Origin of the sequence: Mesotoga sp. B105.6.4 (assembly GCF_002896535.1) — a bacterium.
Lineage (GTDB): Bacteria > Thermotogota > Thermotogae > Petrotogales > Kosmotogaceae > Mesotoga.
Genome location: NZ_JWIM01000015.1, coordinates 1 through 17,980, shown reverse-complemented (window position 1 = coordinate 17,980; position 17,980 = coordinate 1). Strand labels below are relative to the sequence as shown.

Here is a 17,980-nt window from a genome sequence, read left to right as displayed (position 1 = left end):
ACTGTAGTGGGGCCCTGAGGGTCCCACTACTTTTTTTTCGGAGGTGAGATAGTTGGCTGTAAGAAAGGCTAAGCTAAAACACTTCTTGTACTTCATTCTACCTGCCTTGTTCCTCCTGGTTGTTTTCGTTCTGTATCCAACTCTGAATACGGTTTTTCTAAGTTTCGTGGACGATGACGGAAAGATCTCACTTTCGAACTACATTGAGGTTTTCTCCAGCAGGGACATTCTGGATACGCGAGGATTCAGTAGAGGCTTTCCCTATGGTTCGTTGATCCACAATATCCTCTGGATAGCCATTCATTTACCGCTGACGACCATCGTCGGTCTTTTTCTTGCCGTTCTTCTGAGAGGTGTGAAGGGTGGAGGGATTGTCAAGTCCGTGATCTTCCTCGGAATGGTAATGCCTATGATCGTTGGGGGAATAATGATAAGATTCATGTTCGAAGAGAACGTGGGCGTTGTGAACCTTGTTCTTCAGATACTTGGATTAGAAACGAAAACCTGGACAGCATATCCAGAGACGGCCTTGTTTGCACTGATCTTCGGTTCGGTGTGGCTATGGACAGGTTTCTCCATGATTCTCTATTCTGCAGGACTCGAGACAATCCCAAGCACATACTATGAGGCAGCACAGATAGATGGAGCTTCGAAGGCGAAGATGCTTTTCAAGATCACTATCCCCCTGCTGAAACCTATAACTGTTGTAGTACTTACAATGACGCTTCTATGGGAGCTGAAGGTCTTCGATATTGTCTACATTGCAACGATGGGTGGGCCAGGCGGCTCATCTAACGTCTTGGCGCTCCAGATGTATCTCTACGGCTTCAGAGAGTGGGATTTTGGAAAGTCAGCTGTTGTTGCAGTGCTAATCGCAGGTTCGACTCTTCTAGCGGCGATACCAATGATGAAGTCGGCGGGGGATGAGGCAGAATGAAGAGAACGAGACGAGAGACTCTTGTGAAGACTGTTGTAGCCTGGATAGTTGCTCTAATCTGGATACTGCCTCTTATGGGTGTTGTTATGACGGCCTTGAGGCCTTTCAGCGAGGTAATCGATGGATGGTGGAAGCTCGAGCCCTTCAATGCGACTCTCTCGAACTTCTCCGGAGCGTTGAATCACCGGACAGCGGCTCTATACAAGGGAATGATAAATTCGCTAATGATAGCGATTCCAGCTACTATTGCTCCTCTGCTTCTTGCGACACTGGCCGGCTACGGAATCTCGAGGTACGGATTCCCATTGAGAAAGACCTTCATATTGACAGTGGTGCTAACGCTTGCTCTTCCTCAGCAGATGATAGCCATACCCATTTTCAGAATCATGAGCAACCTTGGGTTGGTGGACACCTTCTTTGGACTCATATTGCTTCATACTGCGTGGGGAATTCCGTGGATAACTTTTTTCATGCGCAACTACTTCAAGACTCTTCCTGCAGACATGGAAGAGGCCGCAAGAATCGATGGAGCCGGCGACTTCGGCATATTTTTCCGCGTGGTTCTCCCTAACGCATTCCCCGCTATTGCTTCTGCATCTGCTCTGCAGTTCACCTGGGTGTGGAGTGATTTCTTTCTTGCGCTCATCCTTATCTACTCACCGGAAAAGCTGCTCGCGACTCAACGAATCCCGCTGATGCGAGGTGTTTACCATGTTGACTGGGGACTGCTTTCGGCCGCGTCTTTGCTCGTCATGACAGTTCCCGTTCTCATTTACGTCCTCTTGCAGAGATATTATGTAAGGGGAATGGTAGGATGGACAATCAAATAGAATACTATGAAATGAGGGAATTGGATGAACGGTCAATTCCCTCTTTGTATTATTACATCTATCGACACTATTCGCACAGCAGCACTATTAGGTCGTTGACATTCGTGCCCGTCGGGCCCGTCTTGAATAGATCCCCTGATTTGTCCAGAGCGTGGTAGGAGTCGTTATCGAGAAGGAACAGTTGCGGATCTATTCCGGCATCGATCATTCTGCTCATAGAGTTTCCATCGACAATTGCTCCAGCCGCATCGGTAGGACCATCAATGCCGTCTGTACCTACACATGCGAGTGTTACGTTCTGCATTCCATCTGCTGCGATTGCAAAGGCGAGAGTCATCTCCTGACAACGGCCTCCGAGACCTTCTCCCCGAACATGCACTACCGTTTCGCCACCTAGTATCAACGCCGCAGGTCTCTTTGTAGGTCTGTTGAAGCGCTCTTCTCTTGCGATTGCGGCCAAGAAGACTCCGGCATCTCTCGCTTCGCAATCTAGTGAGGTGGTGACTATTGAAGAGTTGTAGCCCAGCTCTCTAGCAAATGTCGCTGCCGATTCGCAGGCTCTTGTGATGCTTCCGATTATCTCGGTCTGAACGTTGTGAAGTCTATCAGGGGTCTCCTTCTTCAGTGCTTCAACAACTTCGGGCCTGAGATTGAGCGCATACTTCTCGATCACGGCAAGTGCTTCTTCGCTTGTACTGCTGTCAGGATAGGTCGGCCCGGACGCTATCGAATCCAAGCGATCGCCAAGAACGTCTGAAAGAACAAGTGTATATATCTGTGACGGAGCGACGAGCCTTGCAAAACGGCCGCCCTTCACTGAAGAAAGTCGTTTTCTTACTGTGTTGATCTCGACGATACTGGCACCGGAGCGGAAAAGCTTGTTGTTAACCTCCACAAGATCTTCGAAAGCAACGCCATCGGCAGGCTTTTCGAACAGTGCCGATCCTCCCCCCGATATAAGAAAGAGGATTTTATCGGGCTTGCCGGATTCAATTAACTTCAGCGCATGATCGGTAGCTTCGACTGTCTTCCTATCTAGAATCGGGTGCCCCGCTTCAAATATCTCTATGCCTTCGATTTCTCCTTGACTGTAGCCATATCTAGTAATGACTACACCGCGTTCGATTTCATCGCCGAGCTTCTCCTTTGCTGCCTTGGCCATTCTCCATGCTGCCTTTCCAATCGCAAGAAGAAATACCGGACCGGTTAGCCCCGCCTTTTCGATCGCCTTTTTTACCGAGCTCTCAGGTTGAACGGCTTCGATCGATTTCTCGATTATGTACTTCACATCTTCTCTAAGTTCTCTCAAAACAATCCTCCTCAATAGCACCGAAAAAGAATCTGTCCATAGTGGAAATGCTAGTCTGATTCAATTCTATACTAGTTAAGAAAATTCATCGTTATGAACAGGTATTCTTGCGCTCCTCTGACTTGTATTAAGCAGTTGCAGTAAATAGATTAGAACCTAAACTGGTTGCTTGATGGAGACTTTTTCCAGGAAACCAGCCGGCCTACAATGAGAATAGTCTGCAGCACATATAAGCACAAATCAAAGAAAAAGACGGTGCATACACACCGTCTTTTCTCATCTCTGAAAGGCTCAGAGAAGTATGGTCAAGTATAGATATGGCCCGGGGAGGAAGTTGTATAGCAAACTAAGTCCTGCACTGAGAATTATATTATCAACCGGCCTCAGAATGAATTCCCATCCTCTGCCGAACACAGGGATGAAGAATAGGAACTTCCCATCGAAAGTATAAGCGTTTAGCTCATTTGGTGTCATCGGCTTTTCGTAGTAAGTGCTTGACTGGAATAGATAGAAATCCATTCCCTCGTAGCCGGTGATGTTTCCTGCTAGATCATACACTACATCTCCATACAGGCCCTGGCCGAGAATGAAGTTCTTCGGAGCGGCCACAAAAACAGATGCAACCAGAAGAACTGCCACAAGAATAAGGACTTTTTTCATCAAATTACCCCCTTTTAAGTGATATCGAACCTATCCTACTTACTGATTTTACACTTAATGGCCTCATTAAGTCAACGTATGTTCATTCTCCAGAAGCAATTTTTAGCATACAGCAAGGATGATAACAGTTAGGGTTCAAACCACTCCAGTCCATCGAATGAGTACCGGGCGAGGTCGATATTGTCATCCCTGATCCTGTAATACCATGACGTGAAAATACTTTCAGTTGAACCGGAACTGGAAAACTCAATCTGTGCCTCGTAAGAGTACTCTCCCCAATCAACTTCCGCGTATTCAACGGCTACTAACTCCAAGTGGTCAACTTTCACCTCTCCTGAAAGCACGTGTTGGTTGACGAACAAAATAGCGGTCTCTTCTATAGCGGGATAAACCATCTCGGGGTCGAATTCTTCGACCAGGCCTCTTGAAGAGAGCAGCATAATAACCACTGCCAGGACTATCACAGCGACTATCGTGTATTTCTGCAACACGGCTTTGATCTCGCTGTCTTGTTGATTCTCTACTTGAAGCTCTTCAGATTCTTCGTTCTTCTCATGTTCGCTCAAAAAAATAGACCCCTTTCGGGGTCAATTATACATATCTGTCAATCAAAAAACTACCGCGACATTCAGTCTCACCGAACTCAAGACAGACGATAGAATCGCTGAAGGTGACTCGAAGAAAAAGCCCAGAACGGTTAATGGTGAAGCAGAAACACCTGCTCCGACCAGAAGTGTCTGGTTGTTCTGAAGCACCAGTGCGTAATCAAAGCCGACTCCAACGTATGGGAAGATAACAACATTCGTTCCAAATTCATAGTAGAGATTAATCTTCTGAAGCTCGAGTGGACTAAAATAGGTCTTCCATGTCCAGCCCAAGCCCAGGTTAGGACCCGTCCATCCCGTTATGTTTCCAAAAACGTCTAGCTTTGCCTCTCCATAGACGGGAAAGTGCAGACCCGCTACCAGTGGCTTACCATGAGCCTTATCGGGCCAAACGATTAGTGGTTCGGAAAAAACGGCGATAGCCAGACCAAGAACAACAGCTAATAACAACAGTTTCTTCACTTCTATCCCTCCTTTGCAACGCGCGAACTCGACCTAAGTACATACCAATTATACAACATTACCCGACCGTTATCAGCATTAGGACCACTGTATAGAAATATAATAGCTCTGAGGACTAAAGCAAAAGAAAGGTCTAATGGATCTCAATTTGTAGCCGATCAAGTGTATTGATGATAGAATTTCTTAGACATATTCATTCATCGCGGAGGAGTGTTGTCTTGGGCAAGATTATTGTTTTGGCCGGGAATGTTGGCGCGGGTAAGTCTACTATAGCGAGCGCTATTGCAGAAGGTCTTGGATTCAGTATTCACTACGAATCCGTTTCCGACAATCCCTTCCTCGAGGATTTCTATTACGATCAAAAGAGATGGTCATATCATCTCCAAACATACTTTCTATTTCACAGGTACTGTTCTCTGAAACAGGCTGAAGAGAAAGACAACACCGTCTTCGATCGTTCGATATATGAAGACAGAGAGATTTTTGCTCGCAACCTTTTTGAGACCGGGAAGATGTCTCAAAGGGAATTCGCAGCTTATGTGACAATGTTCGATTCAATGATAAAGTACTTGAAGAAGCCTGACTTGCTGGTCTATATCGATGCGGACGTCGATACGATTCTTGCCAGGATAAGGCGGAGAGGAAGACAGATGGAGACTGCAGTTCCAATAGCTTACTGGGAGCAGCTCGACAGGTTGTACTCGCAATGGATTGAAGAATACGACCTTTCTCCGGTCTACAAGATAGATGCCAGATCTGTTGATATCGTCATTAATCCAGAGAAGACAGAGAGAATCATAGGCGAAATAAAGAGAATCCTGTAGAGGCGCTGTTCATTCCTTAACAGATTTGCAGAAATCGTAACTTGACATTCTGTACAAGATGTTGATACTATCAATTATCAAAACACTACGAAGGTGATCTGTGTGAGAGTTAGTTCGAATTCATTCTTTATGACAAACAAGCTTCATCATCACAGACTGTGGCGCCCGGTTGAGGGAGGCGGCACCTTCTAGTCGTGCTCTCTTAAGGAAATCAACAGACCGGGCTTATGGCCCGGTCTTTTTTTATTGGAGGTGTGGAATGAAGAAGTTCCTGGTACTTGCGGTTTTGATCTGTATGACAATGGCATTTGGAAGTCTGATCGACGACGTTAGGCAAAGAGGTGTTCTGAGAGTTGGGCAGGACGCAGGTTATATGCCCCTTTATGGAACCAATCCCGATGGCGAACGAATCGGTTTGGAAGTGGAGATCCTCGAGAGGATGGCCGAAATCCTTGGCGTGAAACTGGAATTCGTAGTTGTGAACTGGGATGGAATAATCCCTGCTCTGATGTCAAACAAATTCGACATAATCTGGTCTGCAATGACTATAACTCCGGAAAGGGCTCTGAGAGTGAACTTCTCTGATCCCTATCTGACAGTGGGTCAGATAATTCTCTACAACACAAACAGGTACACGGTTCCACCCACCGAGGAAGACCTGGACAATCCCGATGTCAAGATCGCTGTACAACTTGGTTCGACGGGCGCAGAAGCAGCAACCAGACTCCTCTCCAATGCCCAGATCTTCATGTTTGAGACGATCGACGAAGCTGCCTTCCAGGTCGCTTCCGGAAGGGCCGACGCAATGATCTTTGACTCCATTTATGCAAGATTTATGGCAAAGAAATACGATCAGCTCGATGTGACGGAAGAACTACTGACAAGAGAGGACTTTGGCGTAGCAATTGCAAACGGAGACTTTGAAACACTTCAGTGGTTGAACACCTTTATTCAGTGGGTAAAGACAACTGGAACACTGGAAGAGCTTGAAAACTACTGGTTCGTGGAATACCAGCCGGAGTTCTAAGGAAAGAATTATGACAAGAGCGATGTCGAAAATCATTCTGGGAGTAATAGTCGCAGGAATGCTCTGGTTCTCCTATTCATCAGTCTCAGCTGTGTATCCTTTTAACTGGAGATCGCTTGCCAGGTATTACAAACTCTTCATCGAAGGGATCGTCACTACTCTCCAGCTAAGCGTCATCGCTCTTGCTCTTGCAGTAATCGTGGGAATTGTGGTAGCACTTGCACGAGATTCAAAAGTCAATCTGCTGCGTGACGCGGGGACTCTCTATGTTTGGTTCTTTAGAAACATGCCGTTACTGGTGGTCATTCTTCTAGTCTACTACGGCTTCGGTTCTGCAGTTAACATCGATAGATTCTGGGCGGGAGTTGTCTCTCTTTCTTTATTTGAGGGAGCATACGTAGGCGAGATCTTTAGAGCGGGGATAGCCGCAGTTCCTTCTGGAGAGAAGGAAGCCGGAGAGGCCATGGGACTCTACAGAAGTCAGATAATGTTCTCTATAGTCTTTCCACAAGCCTTTAGAATCTCAATTCCCCCTCTAATCGGACAACTCGTAACGCTCATCAAGGACAGCTCGTTGGTGTCGGTCATAGCCCTTGGCGATCTCACGATGCGCGCCAGACAGGTGGGAACACAGACTTTGGCAGTGTTTGAAGCGTATATCTTACTTGCCGCCTGTTACCTGTTTATGACATCGCTGATCTCTCTGGTAGGAAGGATACTTGAAAGGAGGCTTGCCATTCCATGACAGAAAGAAACGTAATTTTGAAGCTCTCGAACCTCTCAAAATCATTCGATGGGCTGTCTGTCTTGAAAAACGTCTCGTTCGACGTCAAAGAAGGCGATGTGATAGCTGTCCTGGGTTCTTCTGGTGCGGGAAAGACGACCCTACTCCGATGCATTAACAACCTAATAACCCCCGATGAAGGCGAGGTCTTCTTTAAGGGGAGACAGGTAGAGAGAACGAGACAATCAATTAGATCTTTCAGATCAAAGGTTGGATTCGTATTTCAGAGGTTCAATCTGATTAGTCATTTGAGGATTGTCGATAACGTTGCTCTGCCTCTCGTGAAGGTCAACGGTATGAAGTGGGCAGATGCAAGAAAGGCCGCCGAAATTCAACTCAGGCAGGTGAATCTTGGCGAAAAACTTACAAGTTACCCTTCTCAGCTTTCCGGTGGACAGCAACAGCGAGTGGGGATAGCCAGAGCGCTCGTCATGAATCCCGACATTGTTCTCCTAGATGAACCCACATCGGCCCTAGACCCGTCTCTTGTAGGCGAAGTAATGAGAGTAATCAGAAGGCTCTCCTCAGAAGGGAGGACGATGATAATCGTCACCCATGAGACCGAATTTGCAAAGCATATAGCAAATCGCGTAATCTTTTTGAAGGACGGCGAGATAACTGCCGATTCTTGTCCGAAAGAATTCTTCGAGTCGAAATCAGACGATGTAACCGAGTTCTTGACAGACCTTTCGGCAATTGTATAGCACTTTCCTGCAATGAGGGTTTCTTCCGTGATCTCTCGCAAAAAAAGACGTAAGAGGCCAGAGGGAAGAGGTTGGAAGAGCGGGAAGAGGAGAGAGGAAGAGGAGGAAGAGAGAGAGAAAGAGAGGGCGAGAGGACGCGAAAAACAGTACAGACGTCAGGAGCTCGTCAGTCCCTATTTTCGCTTCTCGTCTTTTCGTGAGCGCAGCGAACGGCTCGGCGACGCACTTTCTCGTCTTATCTCGATCTCATTCGTCAACGGCATGTTTTTTTTTCGGGAGTTGCCTCTTGCATGTTGATTTTGGAGCTCATGAATGGCAAACTATAGTAGACACATCAAGCTGGAGGATTTCATGAGAAGGGTATGGTTGACAATCATGGTATGTACTGGTATTCTTTTGACTTCGCCTGTATTGATTTCGAGAGAGATCAAAACGATTTTCGTCACCGCTCCTGCAAGCTTTCCCGAAAGAGCAAAGCTTGAGAGCGGCGTTAACGCTTTGAGAAGTGTTGGATACCGTGTTGTAGTTGGAAGAAGCTGCCAGGTATCGCTTTCGTCTAGAGAAAAGGCTAATGAGCTGAACGAAGCCTTCGCAAATCCAGAATATGATGCGATTATCACTGCCAGAGGAGGTTATGGCTCGTATAACCTTCTGGACTGGCTCGATTGGGGCTTGATCGCTTCAAACCCGAAGCCCCTGGTTGGCTACAGCGATATCACCGCACTGCTTCTTTCGATCTATTTCAAGACAGGTCTAACGACGTTCCACGGACCTATGGTTGCGGTCGAGCTTGGATCGGACACCCAGTCAGTCCAAAACATCGCAGCGATATTCAACGGAGAGAGGACTATTCGTTTCAATTACCAGTCCATTCCAGTAATTGAAGGCAAGATGGCCGGAAGGCTTATACCGGCAAATCTTTCTTTGTTTCAGACCCTTCAGGGGACTGAATATCTGGGCTCGCTGAAGGACGCTATCCTGGTGCTTGAGGATGTAAGCGAGACAAAAGAATCACTTGAGAGAATGATTTGGAATATTGCACATCTAGATGACTTTTCGTCACTCAGAGGTGTTGTTTTTGCGGGATTCACGGAGATCAAGAACGGCGATCTAGACGACATAAAGAGGGTGATACACGACTATTTTCTGGACAAAGAGATTCCTGTCTGGATCGGTTTGCCAAGTTACCACGGGGACTTCCCAAAGGTTGTACTTCCCGTAGGTCAGTGGGTGGAAATAGACATGGAGAAGGGGACAATCGAGATTCTTCCAGTTCCCGAGGCAAGAATAAAATAGAAAAAGAGCGTCCTGCGCTCTTTTTCTATACTATGGAGTCTAGTCAATCGTAGAAATAGTTTCTTGCCGCGTGGTAAATCGCTATTGATCCATCGGCCGCTGCCGTAACTATCTGTCTAACCTCTTTTTCTCTTACATCACCAATTGCGTAGACGGCCTTCTTGTTTGTCTCCATGAAATCGTTTGTCTTGACATAACCGAACTCGTTGAGCTCCACCTTTCCTTTCAAGAACTGAGAGTTCGGAATTAGCCCAATGAAAACAAATACTCCATCCACCTCAAGCGGAGTTATTTCGCCAGTGTCGACACTCCTGATGTTCAACCTTCTCAGCTGAGAATCGCCTTCAACTGAATCTACTACTGAACTGAAAACATACTCAACCTTACCTGTGTCGTTCAGCTTTTTCTGCAGAAGTTTGTCGGCAGTTAGCTTCGGGAGATTCTGAATCACTGTTATCTTGCTAACCATTTTGCTCAGATAAAGCGATTCATCGAGAGCACTGTTCCCTCCGCCAATTACAGCGATGTGTTTATCGGAAAAGAAGTGTCCGTCACAAGTTGCGCAATAGCTTATTCCTCTTCCCTTGAATTCTTCTTCGCCTTTCACGCCGAGCTTTCTCGGATTCGATCCTGTGGCGAGTATAATGACCTTCGACATTATCTTCTTTCCATTGTCAAGGACAACCGCTTTCTCCTCTTCATCAATTTCTAGATCGACAACCTCACTATATGTGAAAGGCACGTCAAAAGCTCTCGCGTGTTCAGCCATCTTCTCACTCAGTTCCATTCCGCTGATACTGGTGAAACCCGTCCAGTTCTCAACTGCCCGGGTATTGTTCATCTGCCCGCCATCCAGCGCCTTCTCGATGATCAAAGGACTCAGTCCTGCCTGAACGGCATAAATTCCCGCAGTGATTCCGCTAGGACCTCCTCCAATAATAACTACATCATAAGAGTCTCTCAAAACGGATTTCTTTGCGCTGCCAAGTTCGAAGAATGACATTCTGCTCCTCCTTATACGGCCTTCAATACCTGATCTACGTACTGACCTTCCGGATAAGCTCCAACGAAAGTCACCTTGTCGTTAATCACAATCTGTGGTACAGAAGAGACACCGTACTTCTTTGACAGTTCCGTGAACTCATTCGCTTCAACCATGTATGCAGTAATATTCTTGTTTGCCATAGCAATATTGTGAGCCGTGATAACGGCCCTGGGACAGTACGGGCAAGTAGTGGTCACAAAGACCTTTATGTCTACAGGCGAACTTATCGCTTCAATCTTCTTGATCGAGTCCTCAGAAAGCTCTGGAAGTGCTCCCTTAGAAAAAGAGACAATGTCCTGCAAAAGCGTGCCGAACTCATGACCGGCCGGTATGCCGAGGAACCTTACTCCCTTGTCATCTCCGTCCGGATTGAGCAGAACTATACTAGGAGCTAGATCAATGCGATACTTATCGGCCATTTCCGATTCAAGATTATGAACTTCGAAGGTTATCTTTCCTTCAATTTCCGAGAGTTCTTTCAACATCTGTTCGGCAGTGGAACAGTAATCGCAGTTCTTGTCACTCTTGAAGAGAAGTGCCTTTACAGGACCTTCCATGCTGCCAAAGACCTCTTTAACCTGTTTTATTGTATTGTCCGGAAATAACTTTGCCATAACTATACCTCCTTGGAATTCCGTATTATGCATACCCTATAGGGGTATGATATCATCTGTATGTTACTCTTCCTTTGACAGCTTGTTTACAGAACTGTCGCCAAACCATCTGCTTACGCCAACGGTCAGGCAGATGACTGTGAATAGAAGCATTATCTGCAGCCATTCGTCGGGATAGAAATACTTTAGGTGGTCAGATAAGAACCTTATGACAGTTGCGATCGCAGAAAAGGTAAGGATGCAGTCGGCCAACTTCCATTTTCCCTGTACGATGAGGTATTTCTTGAAGAACTCCTGACGCGTATACCCCATGGAAAGAAACAACATACGAAATGTGTCATCGTATCTCGACATGTGTCTGCCTAACGATCCATATACATAGAGATAGGCGATCAGGAAGAGGACTAGATTGTGAAGTCTGTAATTATCCGTGAATAGCATAGTACTTAGAAAGATGAATCCATTTGCAAAGGCAATGTTCATAAACAGAAGAAAGAAAGTCGGTTTTCTTATTTGACGCTGAAAGGCAAAAACTGAGGCCACCGAAAGGACGGTGGCCAACACAGTAATAATTAAGAAACTCAGAAAAATGTGAACAATATCACTGACTAACAATCAGATCACTTCTTGCTTACCTTCTCATTGCCGTCTGAACTGTCTTTCCCTTCTCTGAAGATCTCCGCCATTGCACCTATCGAGCTAAGCATTGCACTGCTCTCATAAGGCAAGAAGACCTTGTTTGCCTTACCATCTGCAATCTGCTTAAGGGACTCCAGGTATCTGATAGCAATAACGTCTTTCGTCGGATCACCCTCATGAATGGCCTTGAAGACGTTAACTATAGCGTTAGCCTGACCCTCGGCCTCTGCTATCAGCTTGAACTTGTTGGCTTCTGCGACTCTCTTTATTGATTCGCTCTGACCTTCGGCCTGAAGTATCGCGGACATCTTATCGCCTTCGGCTTTCGTTATCTCCGACTGCTTATAACCTTCGGCCTCCAGAATGACGGCTCTCTTGGTTCTCTCAGCCTTCATCTGCTTGGACATGGCATCCATTATGTCCTGAGGTGGATCGATCTTCTTGATCTCAACTCTAGTGACCTTGACTCCCCACTTGTCCGTGGCTTCGTCAAGTACCTCTCTCAGAGTAACGTTTATTCGCTCTCTTGAGGTAAGTGTCTGGTCCAGCTCCATCTCACCGATAACGTTCCTTAGGTTTGTCTGAGCCAGCTTTATGGCTGCGATCTCGAAATTAGCGACGTTGTATACGACCCTGAATGCATCGGTTATCTGGAAGTATATGATAGCGTCAACGGTGACGACAACGTTATCCTTTGTTATGACCTCTTGAGGTGGCACGTCGATAACTGTCTCTCTGAGATCGACCTTTACCATCCTTTCAATAAACGGAATTATGAACTGAAGACCCGGTTCTGCATCTCTTCTGTACTTTCCGAGTCTCTCTACCAGTCCCTTCTCGAACGGACGGATAATCTTTATTCCTGAAGCTGCAATGATGAATATTACTGCTGCAAGTATCAACCAAAAAACCATTTCTGATCCCCCTTTCTATCATTCACTGAGTGTTATCGTTTACTCTCTCGACATAGACCAGAGTACCTTCCAGTCTCACCACTTTCACCACGGTATCCACCGGTATTACTTCACCGTTAATCGAGTTGGCTCTCCAGTCTTCTCCTTCTATCCTGACCCTGCCTTTTTCCAGCACCGGGTTAATCTCGACCATCACACGTCCCAAAGAGCCCACCATTCCGTCTATGTACATCTTCCTCGGCGAATCACCTTTTGAAAGCCTTCTGGCAATCGGTCTTGTTAGAAGCACCAACAAAGAGCTGCTTACTGCAAAGACAAGTACCTGCCAGCCGAAACCGAAAGAAAACATTGATGCCAGACCTGCGAGAAAGGAACCAATAGAAAACCACAGAAAGAAGAACGTAGGAGTAATTATCTCTGCCACGAGTAAGACAACGCCGAAAATCATCCAGCCTATGTAGCCCATTCTTTACCTCCTCCCGGAGTACTCAGAACAACCTTACAGTTCAAAAACATGTTCCGGGTGAACAAGAAACACCTCAAGTTCGGAACCGTCAAGTTCCTTCTTAATTATATTATGCCATTTTTTCATCTTGGATGTGTACCGTCCCGATATATGATACAATATCAATCTCTTTATACCCTTGCTATTTCTCACACTGTCGATTACTTCCTCAATGCTGGAATGATTCTGATTCCTTCTATCCTTCCCGACCAGAAAAGTGCACTCATGGAGCAACGTCTCCGAATCGGCAATAACCTCGGGAGGAAGTGCGAATGTGTCTCCACTGATGGTCACGATCTTCTTAAGATAAGTGTCAGTAATCTCTTCTCTACCTTTCTCACTGACTACACCGGCAATCTCCTTTGATGAGAGACCGGCGTATTCCTCTTTTAGCTTCTTTCTCTCTTCATAGATATGGTAACCGTAGCTGATCTCGCCGATTGTATGTTTCACTCTGAAGGGAGTAACATGTCTCCTGAAGCTGCCTGCAGTTCTAAGATACACTTCATCTCCGACGTTTATCGGGTTGACTATCATGTTATATCTTAATCGAGGATTCATTCCAATGATAAAATCGAGGTAAGCTTCGATAGCTCGATTGCCCGAGGGGAAACTAATTCTCAAAGGCTTGTTCCGGTCGCCCATTGCCGTGTTTCGGGTATTTATCAGGCCCCAGAGTCCGGAAATGTGATCGACATGACCGTGGGTAAGGAAGATATCTTTTATCGCATAGACGCTGTTGCCAAGAACAGTGGATATACCCTCTCCCACATCGAAGAGTATCCTTTCGGGTCGATATAGAATCCATGTTGAGTAGAGAGCCTTCGAGAAAATCTGAAACTCCAAATCAGTCTTCCTCCAGCCCTTCCACTTTCAATGCAATCTTTCCTTTAACATTTCCCGGAAGCTTAACATCTATCTTGTATTCACCAGTCTGTTTGATATGTTCCTCTAGCTCTATGTTCTTCTTATCGACCACAAGACCAAGCAAACTCTTGATGTGGCTGGAAATATCTCCGGAGGTGACTGCTCCAAATAGCTTGCCGCTAGATCCGGACTTAGCCTTTATCACGAAGTGGTGTTTCTGGAGCTCGTGCAACAGATCTTCACTGGCCTTCTTTATTCTTTCTTCCTTTTCTTCCTGCTGTTTCTGAATGTGCTTGAGCTTTGCCATCTCTTTCTGATTGGCTTCAACTGCAAACCCCTTTGGAATAAGGAAGTTTCTACCGTAACCATCAGATACGTTCTTCACTTCACCGGCTTTTCCAACGTTGTTTACGTCTTTCAGAAGAATCACCTTCATAAGAAACCTCCTTTTAAAAAAGGGAGGCTATTCGCCTCCCTGACTGACTCTATCACTCTTTTGTGTAAGGAAGCAGCGCCATGAATCTCGCCCTCTGAATCGCTTCCTTCACCATCCTCTGGTGTTTCGCGCAGTTACCTGTAATCCTCTTTGGGATAATCTTGCCCTTTTCGGTAACATAGTCGCGCAACAAAGAAGTGTTCTTATAGTCAATGTACTTTGTCTTTGTACCGCAGAGTCTGCACTTTCTTCTGCTTCTTCCTCTTCGCCTATTATCTTTTACCATAATCTTCCACCTGCCTCAAAATGGGATATCGTCGCTTCCGGAGTCACCCGTGTCGCTTCCAAAGAAAGTAATGTCATCGTTTCCAGTGCTCTCAACCAAATCATTATCCTGAGTCGATCTCTCAAAACCTCCAGAACTCTGTTGAGCCTGTGCCTTTGTCTCCATGAATCGTATGTTGGAGGCGGCAACCTCGGCCATTGACCTCGATTCACCGTCCTGCGTCTTCCACTTGTTAATTCTGAGAGAGCCCTCTACAAGTATAAGTCTGCCTTTCGTTAAATAGTTGCCAACGAACTCCGCTGTTTTTCCAAAGGTCACAATCCTTATGAAGTCGGTACTGTCGTTATTGGATGACGCGACATTTCTGTCAACTGCAAGAGTGAACGTTGCAATTTGAGTGCCACTGGCAGCGAACTTGATCTCCGGATCGCGAGTTAGTCTACCTATCAAGACAACATGATTGTAGCTAATCGACATTTCTTACTCCTCCGTCTGCTTTTCTTCTTCAGTAGTTTCTACTTCAACGGCGACCGCTTCTTCAGTTGCTGTATCTTCAACCGGTGTTTCTTCTGACTCAGCATTCTGAACGCTTTCTTCAACCACCGGCTGTTCTGCCGCTTCGTCTTTTTTCAGCAAAGCTTTTTTCTCCGCCTTTTCAAGATCTTCTCTCCTGAATGTCTGCCATCTGAAAACTTCAGGGGTGATACCAAAGAATCTCTCGAGGATATCAACCGATTCGGGGTCAGCCTTGAACTGAATAACCGTGTAGTCGCCTTCGCTGAAGCCTTTTGTAACCCTGTAAGCTAGTTTCCTGACACCCCATCTGTCGAACTTCTCGATTGTTCCTCCGACTCGTTCAACAATATAGTCTCTAACCTTTTCAGCCATCGCATTCCGATTCTCTTCATCTAGCTTCGGCGAGACTATGAACATAGTTTCGTAGATCCTGCTCATTAACTTCCTCCTCCCTTGGTCTGTGGCCTTGCCTTCTGCGGCAAAGCGGGAATTCAACGCATAGAATTATAACACAATGCCCGAATTCTTCAAGTCCGATCGATGACTTGTACACTAAATACGCTACAGGCAACGGAGATAACTCAAACTATTCATCTGCTAAGGCTTCGCAGTCTCTTATCATGTAAACTGTATTTGTTAAACAATGAAGTACCAATCCTCACCTTTAGGAGGCGTCTCTTATGAAGACCGCGATAATCTACTCGACTTGGAGCGGAACTGTGGAAAAGTGTGCAAGCGAAATCTCAAAGAAACTCTCTGAGGAACCAGAGATAATCAACATCAAGAAAGACCCATCTCCGAAACTCAAAGAATTCGATGCCGTGATCGTTGGGGCATCGATCAGAATCGGCAAGGCAAACAAGGAGATAACGGAATTTGTTAGAAGGAACCTTGAAGACCTTAAGTCGAAGAAACTCGGAGTATTTCTCTGCATGGGTTCGGGAGAAGAGAACTTTGGAGAGTACCTCTCTCAGAACTTCCCTAAGGAGTTTCTTGACAATTGCAAGACAAAAGGTTTTTTTGGTGGCGAGTTCAATCTAGAAAGACTCGGTTTTCTTTCAAGAATGATGCTGAAAACAGCTTCGAAAGGCAAACCTCAGCCCCACATTGCTTCAAGCAACATCGATAAGTTTGTCAAAAACTTTGAGGCTTAGCCAGCTTTGCTATAATACAGCCGCACAACAAGTTACTGAAATTCATCTTCTTCGGGAGCAAAGACGATGAAACTGAAGTACCTTACCAGAGTACTGATATCGATAGTGATTGCAGTTGCAGCACTGAACGTAATCGTTATGGTGCTTATCTTTCCAGGGCTTGAAGAGGGACTGAAGAAGCTCGACACACTTGAGTTCGCACCGCTAAATCTCTCTCAATTAACCGATGGAGACTATGATGGAAATTTCGCGGCAGGGATATAGGGCGACAGTAATCGTCGTGGTCTCCGGACACGAAATCAAATCGACTGAAATAGTGAGACACAATCACGGCAGAGGAAAATTGGCAGAGGCAATCTTCGCCTCCTAAATAGAGAACCAATCTGTCGAGGTCTGTAATCTCGGGCGCCACTTACAGCAGCAAGGTTATTTTGAAAGCCATAGAGAATGCCACAACATAAACAGATAGAAGACTTATCTGACGGTCTACTTCTCTTCTTTCAGACTGAACCCTTCCATGATAGTTCTCTGGAAAAGCAGCAGCATGATCAACGGAGGAATCATGGCGATTATGGCTCCGGCCATAATGATATTCCATTCGGCCGCTTGAGCTTCACTTGCAAGAAGCATCTTTATTCCTATCTGTACAACACGCATGTTATTGCTGTTGGTAACTATCATAGGCCACAGGTACTCGTTCCACATATATGTGAATTCAATCAGAAACAACGCCCCGACATTAGTCTTTGAAAGCGGGATCAACACACTGAACAGAAATCTCATGGGTCCGGCTCCATCGATCCTTGCAGCGTCGGAAAGCGAAGGTGGAACAGTCATGAATAGCTGTCTGAAAAGCAGAGTTCCAGTCGCGCTGGCAAAAAACGGTATCGTGAGAGCTCTATATGAATTAATCCAGCCAAAAGTTCTCATCAGCTCATAAGTCGGTACAATTCTTATCGGTAGCGGAAGCATGTGAGTAATCAGAATTATCGCAAAGAAGAAATACTTCCCTTTGAAGTTCCCAAAATACGTGAAAGCAAAGGCAGCGAGCATCGAAAGAAATATCTTTGCAAATGCCACGGTAATCGAAATGAATGCGCTGTTGAAGATCAATCTTCCCATGTTGACGGTCTTCCAGGCCGTCGAATAGTTATCGAATGCGTGAATGCTTGGGATGAACTTAGGAGGGAATGAGTAGGCTTCCTTCTCGTTGAATGTGCTCATAGTGAAGGCATAGTAAATCGGAAACATTATTGCTATGACTCAACTTTAACAGCGCATAATCTAAAAACAGCTAAACAAGGGGAAAAATGAAAAGAAAAACAGACGTACCACCACAGTGGTCTGTTATGCAATCTCTTTGAGTAGATCCGGGGGTCTTATTTTGAGTGCTTTGAAAGCGTCGTAAGCATTGCCCATCATTTCAGTCCTTGCAAGAAAGCGTTTGCCTTCTACCGTTAACTCAACTGCCCTTATCTCTGTCAAGTCTTCAAGTATTTCTGCGTAAGAGAAAGCACTTCCAATCTCTTTCAGCTTTCTACATAAGGCAGTCTCCATTACAAGCGC

At 45.8% G+C, this 17,980-nt stretch carries 25 protein-coding genes and 1 pseudogene; 10 read left to right on the top strand and 16 right to left on the bottom strand.

Annotation, left to right across the window (positions count from 1 at the left end; all coding sequences use genetic code 11):
* Positions 1-52: 52 nt before the first annotated feature.
* Complete coding sequence (locus tag RJ60_RS04800; RefSeq protein WP_099829402.1) at positions 53-937, top strand: carbohydrate ABC transporter permease; 885 nt, start codon at positions 53-55, stop codon at positions 935-937.
* Positions 934-1,767 (top strand): carbohydrate ABC transporter permease, encoded by an 834-nt coding sequence (locus RJ60_RS04795; RefSeq protein ID WP_099829401.1) that lies wholly within the window; start codon positions 934-936, stop codon positions 1,765-1,767. The genes RJ60_RS04800 and RJ60_RS04795 overlap by 4 nt, the downstream gene beginning before the upstream one ends.
* Positions 1,768-1,834: 67 nt before the next feature.
* Here the strand turns inward: RJ60_RS04795 and RJ60_RS04790 are convergent, their stop codons facing one another.
* The 4 genes from RJ60_RS04790 to RJ60_RS04775 all read right to left on the bottom strand — a co-directional run bounded on the left by RJ60_RS04790 (position 1,835) and on the right by RJ60_RS04775 (position 4,803).
* Positions 1,835-3,076 (bottom strand): glycerate kinase, encoded by a 1,242-nt coding sequence (locus RJ60_RS04790; protein WP_099829400.1) that lies wholly within the window; start codon positions 3,074-3,076, stop codon positions 1,835-1,837.
* A 291-nt stretch (positions 3,077-3,367) separates the two neighbouring features.
* On the bottom strand, positions 3,368-3,736 hold the full coding sequence (locus RJ60_RS04785; RefSeq protein WP_099829399.1) for a hypothetical protein: 369 nt from the start codon (positions 3,734-3,736) through the stop codon (positions 3,368-3,370).
* 128 nt (positions 3,737-3,864) lie between these two features.
* Positions 3,865-4,302: a hypothetical protein gene (locus RJ60_RS04780; protein WP_099829398.1), complete on the bottom strand. Its 438-nt coding sequence runs from the start codon at positions 4,300-4,302 to the stop codon at positions 3,865-3,867.
* A 42-nt stretch (positions 4,303-4,344) separates the two neighbouring features.
* Positions 4,345-4,803: a hypothetical protein gene (locus RJ60_RS04775; protein WP_099829397.1), complete on the bottom strand. Its 459-nt coding sequence runs from the start codon at positions 4,801-4,803 to the stop codon at positions 4,345-4,347.
* 218 nt (positions 4,804-5,021) lie between these two features.
* On the opposite strand from RJ60_RS04775, the gene RJ60_RS04770 reads away from it, so the two are divergent.
* From RJ60_RS04770 to RJ60_RS04745, 5 genes are all read left to right on the top strand, one after another.
* Entirely contained in the window at positions 5,022-5,627 is a 606-nt protein-coding gene (locus tag RJ60_RS04770; protein ID WP_099829396.1) for a deoxynucleoside kinase, read from the top strand.
* A gap of 259 nt (positions 5,628-5,886) precedes the next feature.
* On the top strand, positions 5,887-6,654 hold the full coding sequence (locus tag RJ60_RS04765) for a transporter substrate-binding domain-containing protein (RefSeq protein ID WP_099829395.1): 768 nt from the start codon (positions 5,887-5,889) through the stop codon (positions 6,652-6,654).
* Between the two features lie 10 nt (positions 6,655-6,664).
* Entirely contained in the window at positions 6,665-7,399 is a 735-nt protein-coding gene (locus tag RJ60_RS04760) for an amino acid ABC transporter permease (protein WP_099829394.1), read from the top strand.
* Positions 7,396-8,142 carry an amino acid ABC transporter ATP-binding protein gene (locus RJ60_RS04755; protein WP_099829393.1) on the top strand — a complete coding sequence of 249 codons (747 nt, stop codon included), beginning with the start codon at positions 7,396-7,398 and terminating at the stop codon, positions 8,140-8,142. Before RJ60_RS04760 ends, RJ60_RS04755 begins: the two co-directional genes overlap by 4 nt.
* A 312-nt stretch (positions 8,143-8,454) precedes the next feature.
* Entirely contained in the window at positions 8,455-9,438 is a 984-nt protein-coding gene (locus tag RJ60_RS04745; RefSeq protein WP_243392261.1) for an LD-carboxypeptidase, read from the top strand.
* Between the two features lie 43 nt (positions 9,439-9,481).
* Here RJ60_RS04745 and RJ60_RS04740 read toward each other — a convergent pair whose 3' ends face one another.
* The 10 genes from RJ60_RS04740 to rpsF all read right to left on the bottom strand — a co-directional run bounded on the left by RJ60_RS04740 (position 9,482) and on the right by rpsF (position 15,698).
* Positions 9,482-10,441: an NAD(P)/FAD-dependent oxidoreductase gene (locus RJ60_RS04740; protein ID WP_099829392.1), complete on the bottom strand. Its 960-nt coding sequence runs from the start codon at positions 10,439-10,441 to the stop codon at positions 9,482-9,484.
* An 11-nt stretch (positions 10,442-10,452) separates the two neighbouring features.
* A complete protein-coding gene (locus tag RJ60_RS04735; protein ID WP_099829391.1) occupies positions 10,453-11,097 on the bottom strand; it encodes a thioredoxin family protein in 645 nt (214 codons plus the stop codon).
* A gap of 63 nt (positions 11,098-11,160) precedes the next feature.
* A complete protein-coding gene (locus RJ60_RS04730; protein WP_099829390.1) occupies positions 11,161-11,712 on the bottom strand; it encodes a hypothetical protein in 552 nt (183 codons plus the stop codon).
* A 5-nt stretch (positions 11,713-11,717) separates the two neighbouring features.
* Positions 11,718-12,650 carry an SPFH domain-containing protein gene (locus RJ60_RS04725; protein ID WP_099829389.1) on the bottom strand — a complete coding sequence of 311 codons (933 nt, stop codon included), beginning with the start codon at positions 12,648-12,650 and terminating at the stop codon, positions 11,718-11,720.
* Between the two features lie 22 nt (positions 12,651-12,672).
* On the bottom strand, positions 12,673-13,116 hold the full coding sequence (locus tag RJ60_RS04720) for an NfeD family protein (RefSeq protein ID WP_099829388.1): 444 nt from the start codon (positions 13,114-13,116) through the stop codon (positions 12,673-12,675).
* A 33-nt stretch (positions 13,117-13,149) separates the two neighbouring features.
* Positions 13,150-14,001, bottom strand: coding sequence for an MBL fold metallo-hydrolase (locus RJ60_RS04715; RefSeq protein WP_099829387.1), 852 nt, complete (start codon positions 13,999-14,001; stop codon positions 13,150-13,152).
* Position 14,002: 1 nt separating this feature from the next.
* Positions 14,003-14,458 carry a 50S ribosomal protein L9 gene (gene rplI / locus RJ60_RS04710; protein ID WP_099829386.1) on the bottom strand — a complete coding sequence of 152 codons (456 nt, stop codon included), beginning with the start codon at positions 14,456-14,458 and terminating at the stop codon, positions 14,003-14,005.
* A 52-nt stretch (positions 14,459-14,510) separates the two neighbouring features.
* Positions 14,511-14,744: a 30S ribosomal protein S18 gene (gene rpsR / locus RJ60_RS04705; RefSeq protein WP_099829385.1), complete on the bottom strand. Its 234-nt coding sequence runs from the start codon at positions 14,742-14,744 to the stop codon at positions 14,511-14,513.
* A gap of 15 nt (positions 14,745-14,759) precedes the next feature.
* Positions 14,760-15,221, bottom strand: coding sequence for a single-stranded DNA-binding protein (locus RJ60_RS04700; RefSeq protein ID WP_099829384.1), 462 nt, complete (start codon positions 15,219-15,221; stop codon positions 14,760-14,762).
* 3 nt (positions 15,222-15,224) lie between these two features.
* A complete protein-coding gene (gene rpsF / locus RJ60_RS04695; RefSeq protein ID WP_099829383.1) occupies positions 15,225-15,698 on the bottom strand; it encodes a 30S ribosomal protein S6 in 474 nt (157 codons plus the stop codon).
* A gap of 242 nt (positions 15,699-15,940) precedes the next feature.
* On the opposite strand from rpsF, the gene RJ60_RS04690 reads away from it, so the two are divergent.
* The 3 genes from RJ60_RS04690 to RJ60_RS16485 all read left to right on the top strand — a co-directional run bounded on the left by RJ60_RS04690 (position 15,941) and on the right by RJ60_RS16485 (position 16,875).
* Positions 15,941-16,414: a flavodoxin domain-containing protein gene (locus tag RJ60_RS04690; RefSeq protein WP_103134169.1), complete on the top strand. Its 474-nt coding sequence runs from the start codon at positions 15,941-15,943 to the stop codon at positions 16,412-16,414.
* Positions 16,415-16,480: 66 nt separating this feature from the next.
* Positions 16,481-16,678, top strand: coding sequence for a hypothetical protein (locus tag RJ60_RS15990; RefSeq protein ID WP_146028896.1), 198 nt, complete (start codon positions 16,481-16,483; stop codon positions 16,676-16,678).
* Positions 16,679-16,797: 119 nt separating this feature from the next.
* Positions 16,798-16,875 (top strand): FMN-binding protein, encoded by a 78-nt coding sequence (locus RJ60_RS16485; protein ID WP_374704103.1) that lies wholly within the window; start codon positions 16,798-16,800, stop codon positions 16,873-16,875.
* A 25-nt stretch (positions 16,876-16,900) separates the two neighbouring features.
* Here the strand turns inward: RJ60_RS16485 and RJ60_RS04680 are convergent, their stop codons facing one another.
* Together RJ60_RS04680 and RJ60_RS04675 are read right to left on the bottom strand one after the other, a co-directional pair.
* The gene (locus tag RJ60_RS04680) at positions 16,901-17,665 is read right to left on the bottom strand and encodes a carbohydrate ABC transporter permease (RefSeq protein WP_258006182.1); all 765 of its coding nucleotides are present in this window, start codon (positions 17,663-17,665) and stop codon (positions 16,901-16,903) included.
* 96 nt (positions 17,666-17,761) lie between these two features.
* Positions 17,762-17,980: pseudogene (locus RJ60_RS04675) on the bottom strand (IS1634 family transposase); the annotation flags it as partial.

Excerpts from the sequence above, each read along its gene's own strand:
- RJ60_RS04785 (WP_099829399.1), bottom strand. The coding sequence starts at position 3,736 with ATGAAAAAAGTCCTTATTCTTGTGGCAGTTCTTCTGGTTGCATCTGTT.
- RJ60_RS04720 (WP_099829388.1), bottom strand. The coding sequence starts at position 13,116 with ATGGGCTACATAGGCTGGATGATTTTCGGCGTTGTCTTACTCGTGGCA.
- RJ60_RS04755 (WP_099829393.1), top strand. The coding sequence starts at position 7,396 with ATGACAGAAAGAAACGTAATTTTGAAGCTCTCGAACCTCTCAAAATCA.
- rpsF (WP_099829383.1), bottom strand. The coding sequence starts at position 15,698 with ATGAGCAGGATCTACGAAACTATGTTCATAGTCTCGCCGAAGCTAGAT.
- RJ60_RS04680 (WP_258006182.1), bottom strand. The coding sequence starts at position 17,665 with ATGTTTCCGATTTACTATGCCTTCACTATGAGCACATTCAACGAGAAG.
- RJ60_RS04745 (WP_243392261.1), top strand. The coding sequence starts at position 8,455 with ATGGCAAACTATAGTAGACACATCAAGCTGGAGGATTTCATGAGAAGG.
- RJ60_RS04795 (WP_099829401.1), top strand. The coding sequence starts at position 934 with ATGAAGAGAACGAGACGAGAGACTCTTGTGAAGACTGTTGTAGCCTGG.
- RJ60_RS04760 (WP_099829394.1), top strand. The coding sequence starts at position 6,665 with ATGACAAGAGCGATGTCGAAAATCATTCTGGGAGTAATAGTCGCAGGA.
- rpsR (WP_099829385.1), bottom strand. The coding sequence starts at position 14,744 with ATGGTAAAAGATAATAGGCGAAGAGGAAGAAGCAGAAGAAAGTGCAGA.
- RJ60_RS04725 (WP_099829389.1), bottom strand. The coding sequence starts at position 12,650 with ATGGTTTTTTGGTTGATACTTGCAGCAGTAATATTCATCATTGCAGCT.
- RJ60_RS04740 (WP_099829392.1), bottom strand. The coding sequence starts at position 10,441 with ATGTCATTCTTCGAACTTGGCAGCGCAAAGAAATCCGTTTTGAGAGAC.
- rplI (WP_099829386.1), bottom strand. The coding sequence starts at position 14,458 with ATGAAGGTGATTCTTCTGAAAGACGTAAACAACGTTGGAAAAGCCGGT.
- RJ60_RS04690 (WP_103134169.1), top strand. The coding sequence starts at position 15,941 with ATGAAGACCGCGATAATCTACTCGACTTGGAGCGGAACTGTGGAAAAG.
- RJ60_RS15990 (WP_146028896.1), top strand. The coding sequence starts at position 16,481 with ATGAAACTGAAGTACCTTACCAGAGTACTGATATCGATAGTGATTGCA.
- RJ60_RS04735 (WP_099829391.1), bottom strand. The coding sequence starts at position 11,097 with ATGGCAAAGTTATTTCCGGACAATACAATAAAACAGGTTAAAGAGGTC.
- RJ60_RS04700 (WP_099829384.1), bottom strand. The coding sequence starts at position 15,221 with ATGTCGATTAGCTACAATCATGTTGTCTTGATAGGTAGACTAACTCGC.
- RJ60_RS04765 (WP_099829395.1), top strand. The coding sequence starts at position 5,887 with ATGAAGAAGTTCCTGGTACTTGCGGTTTTGATCTGTATGACAATGGCA.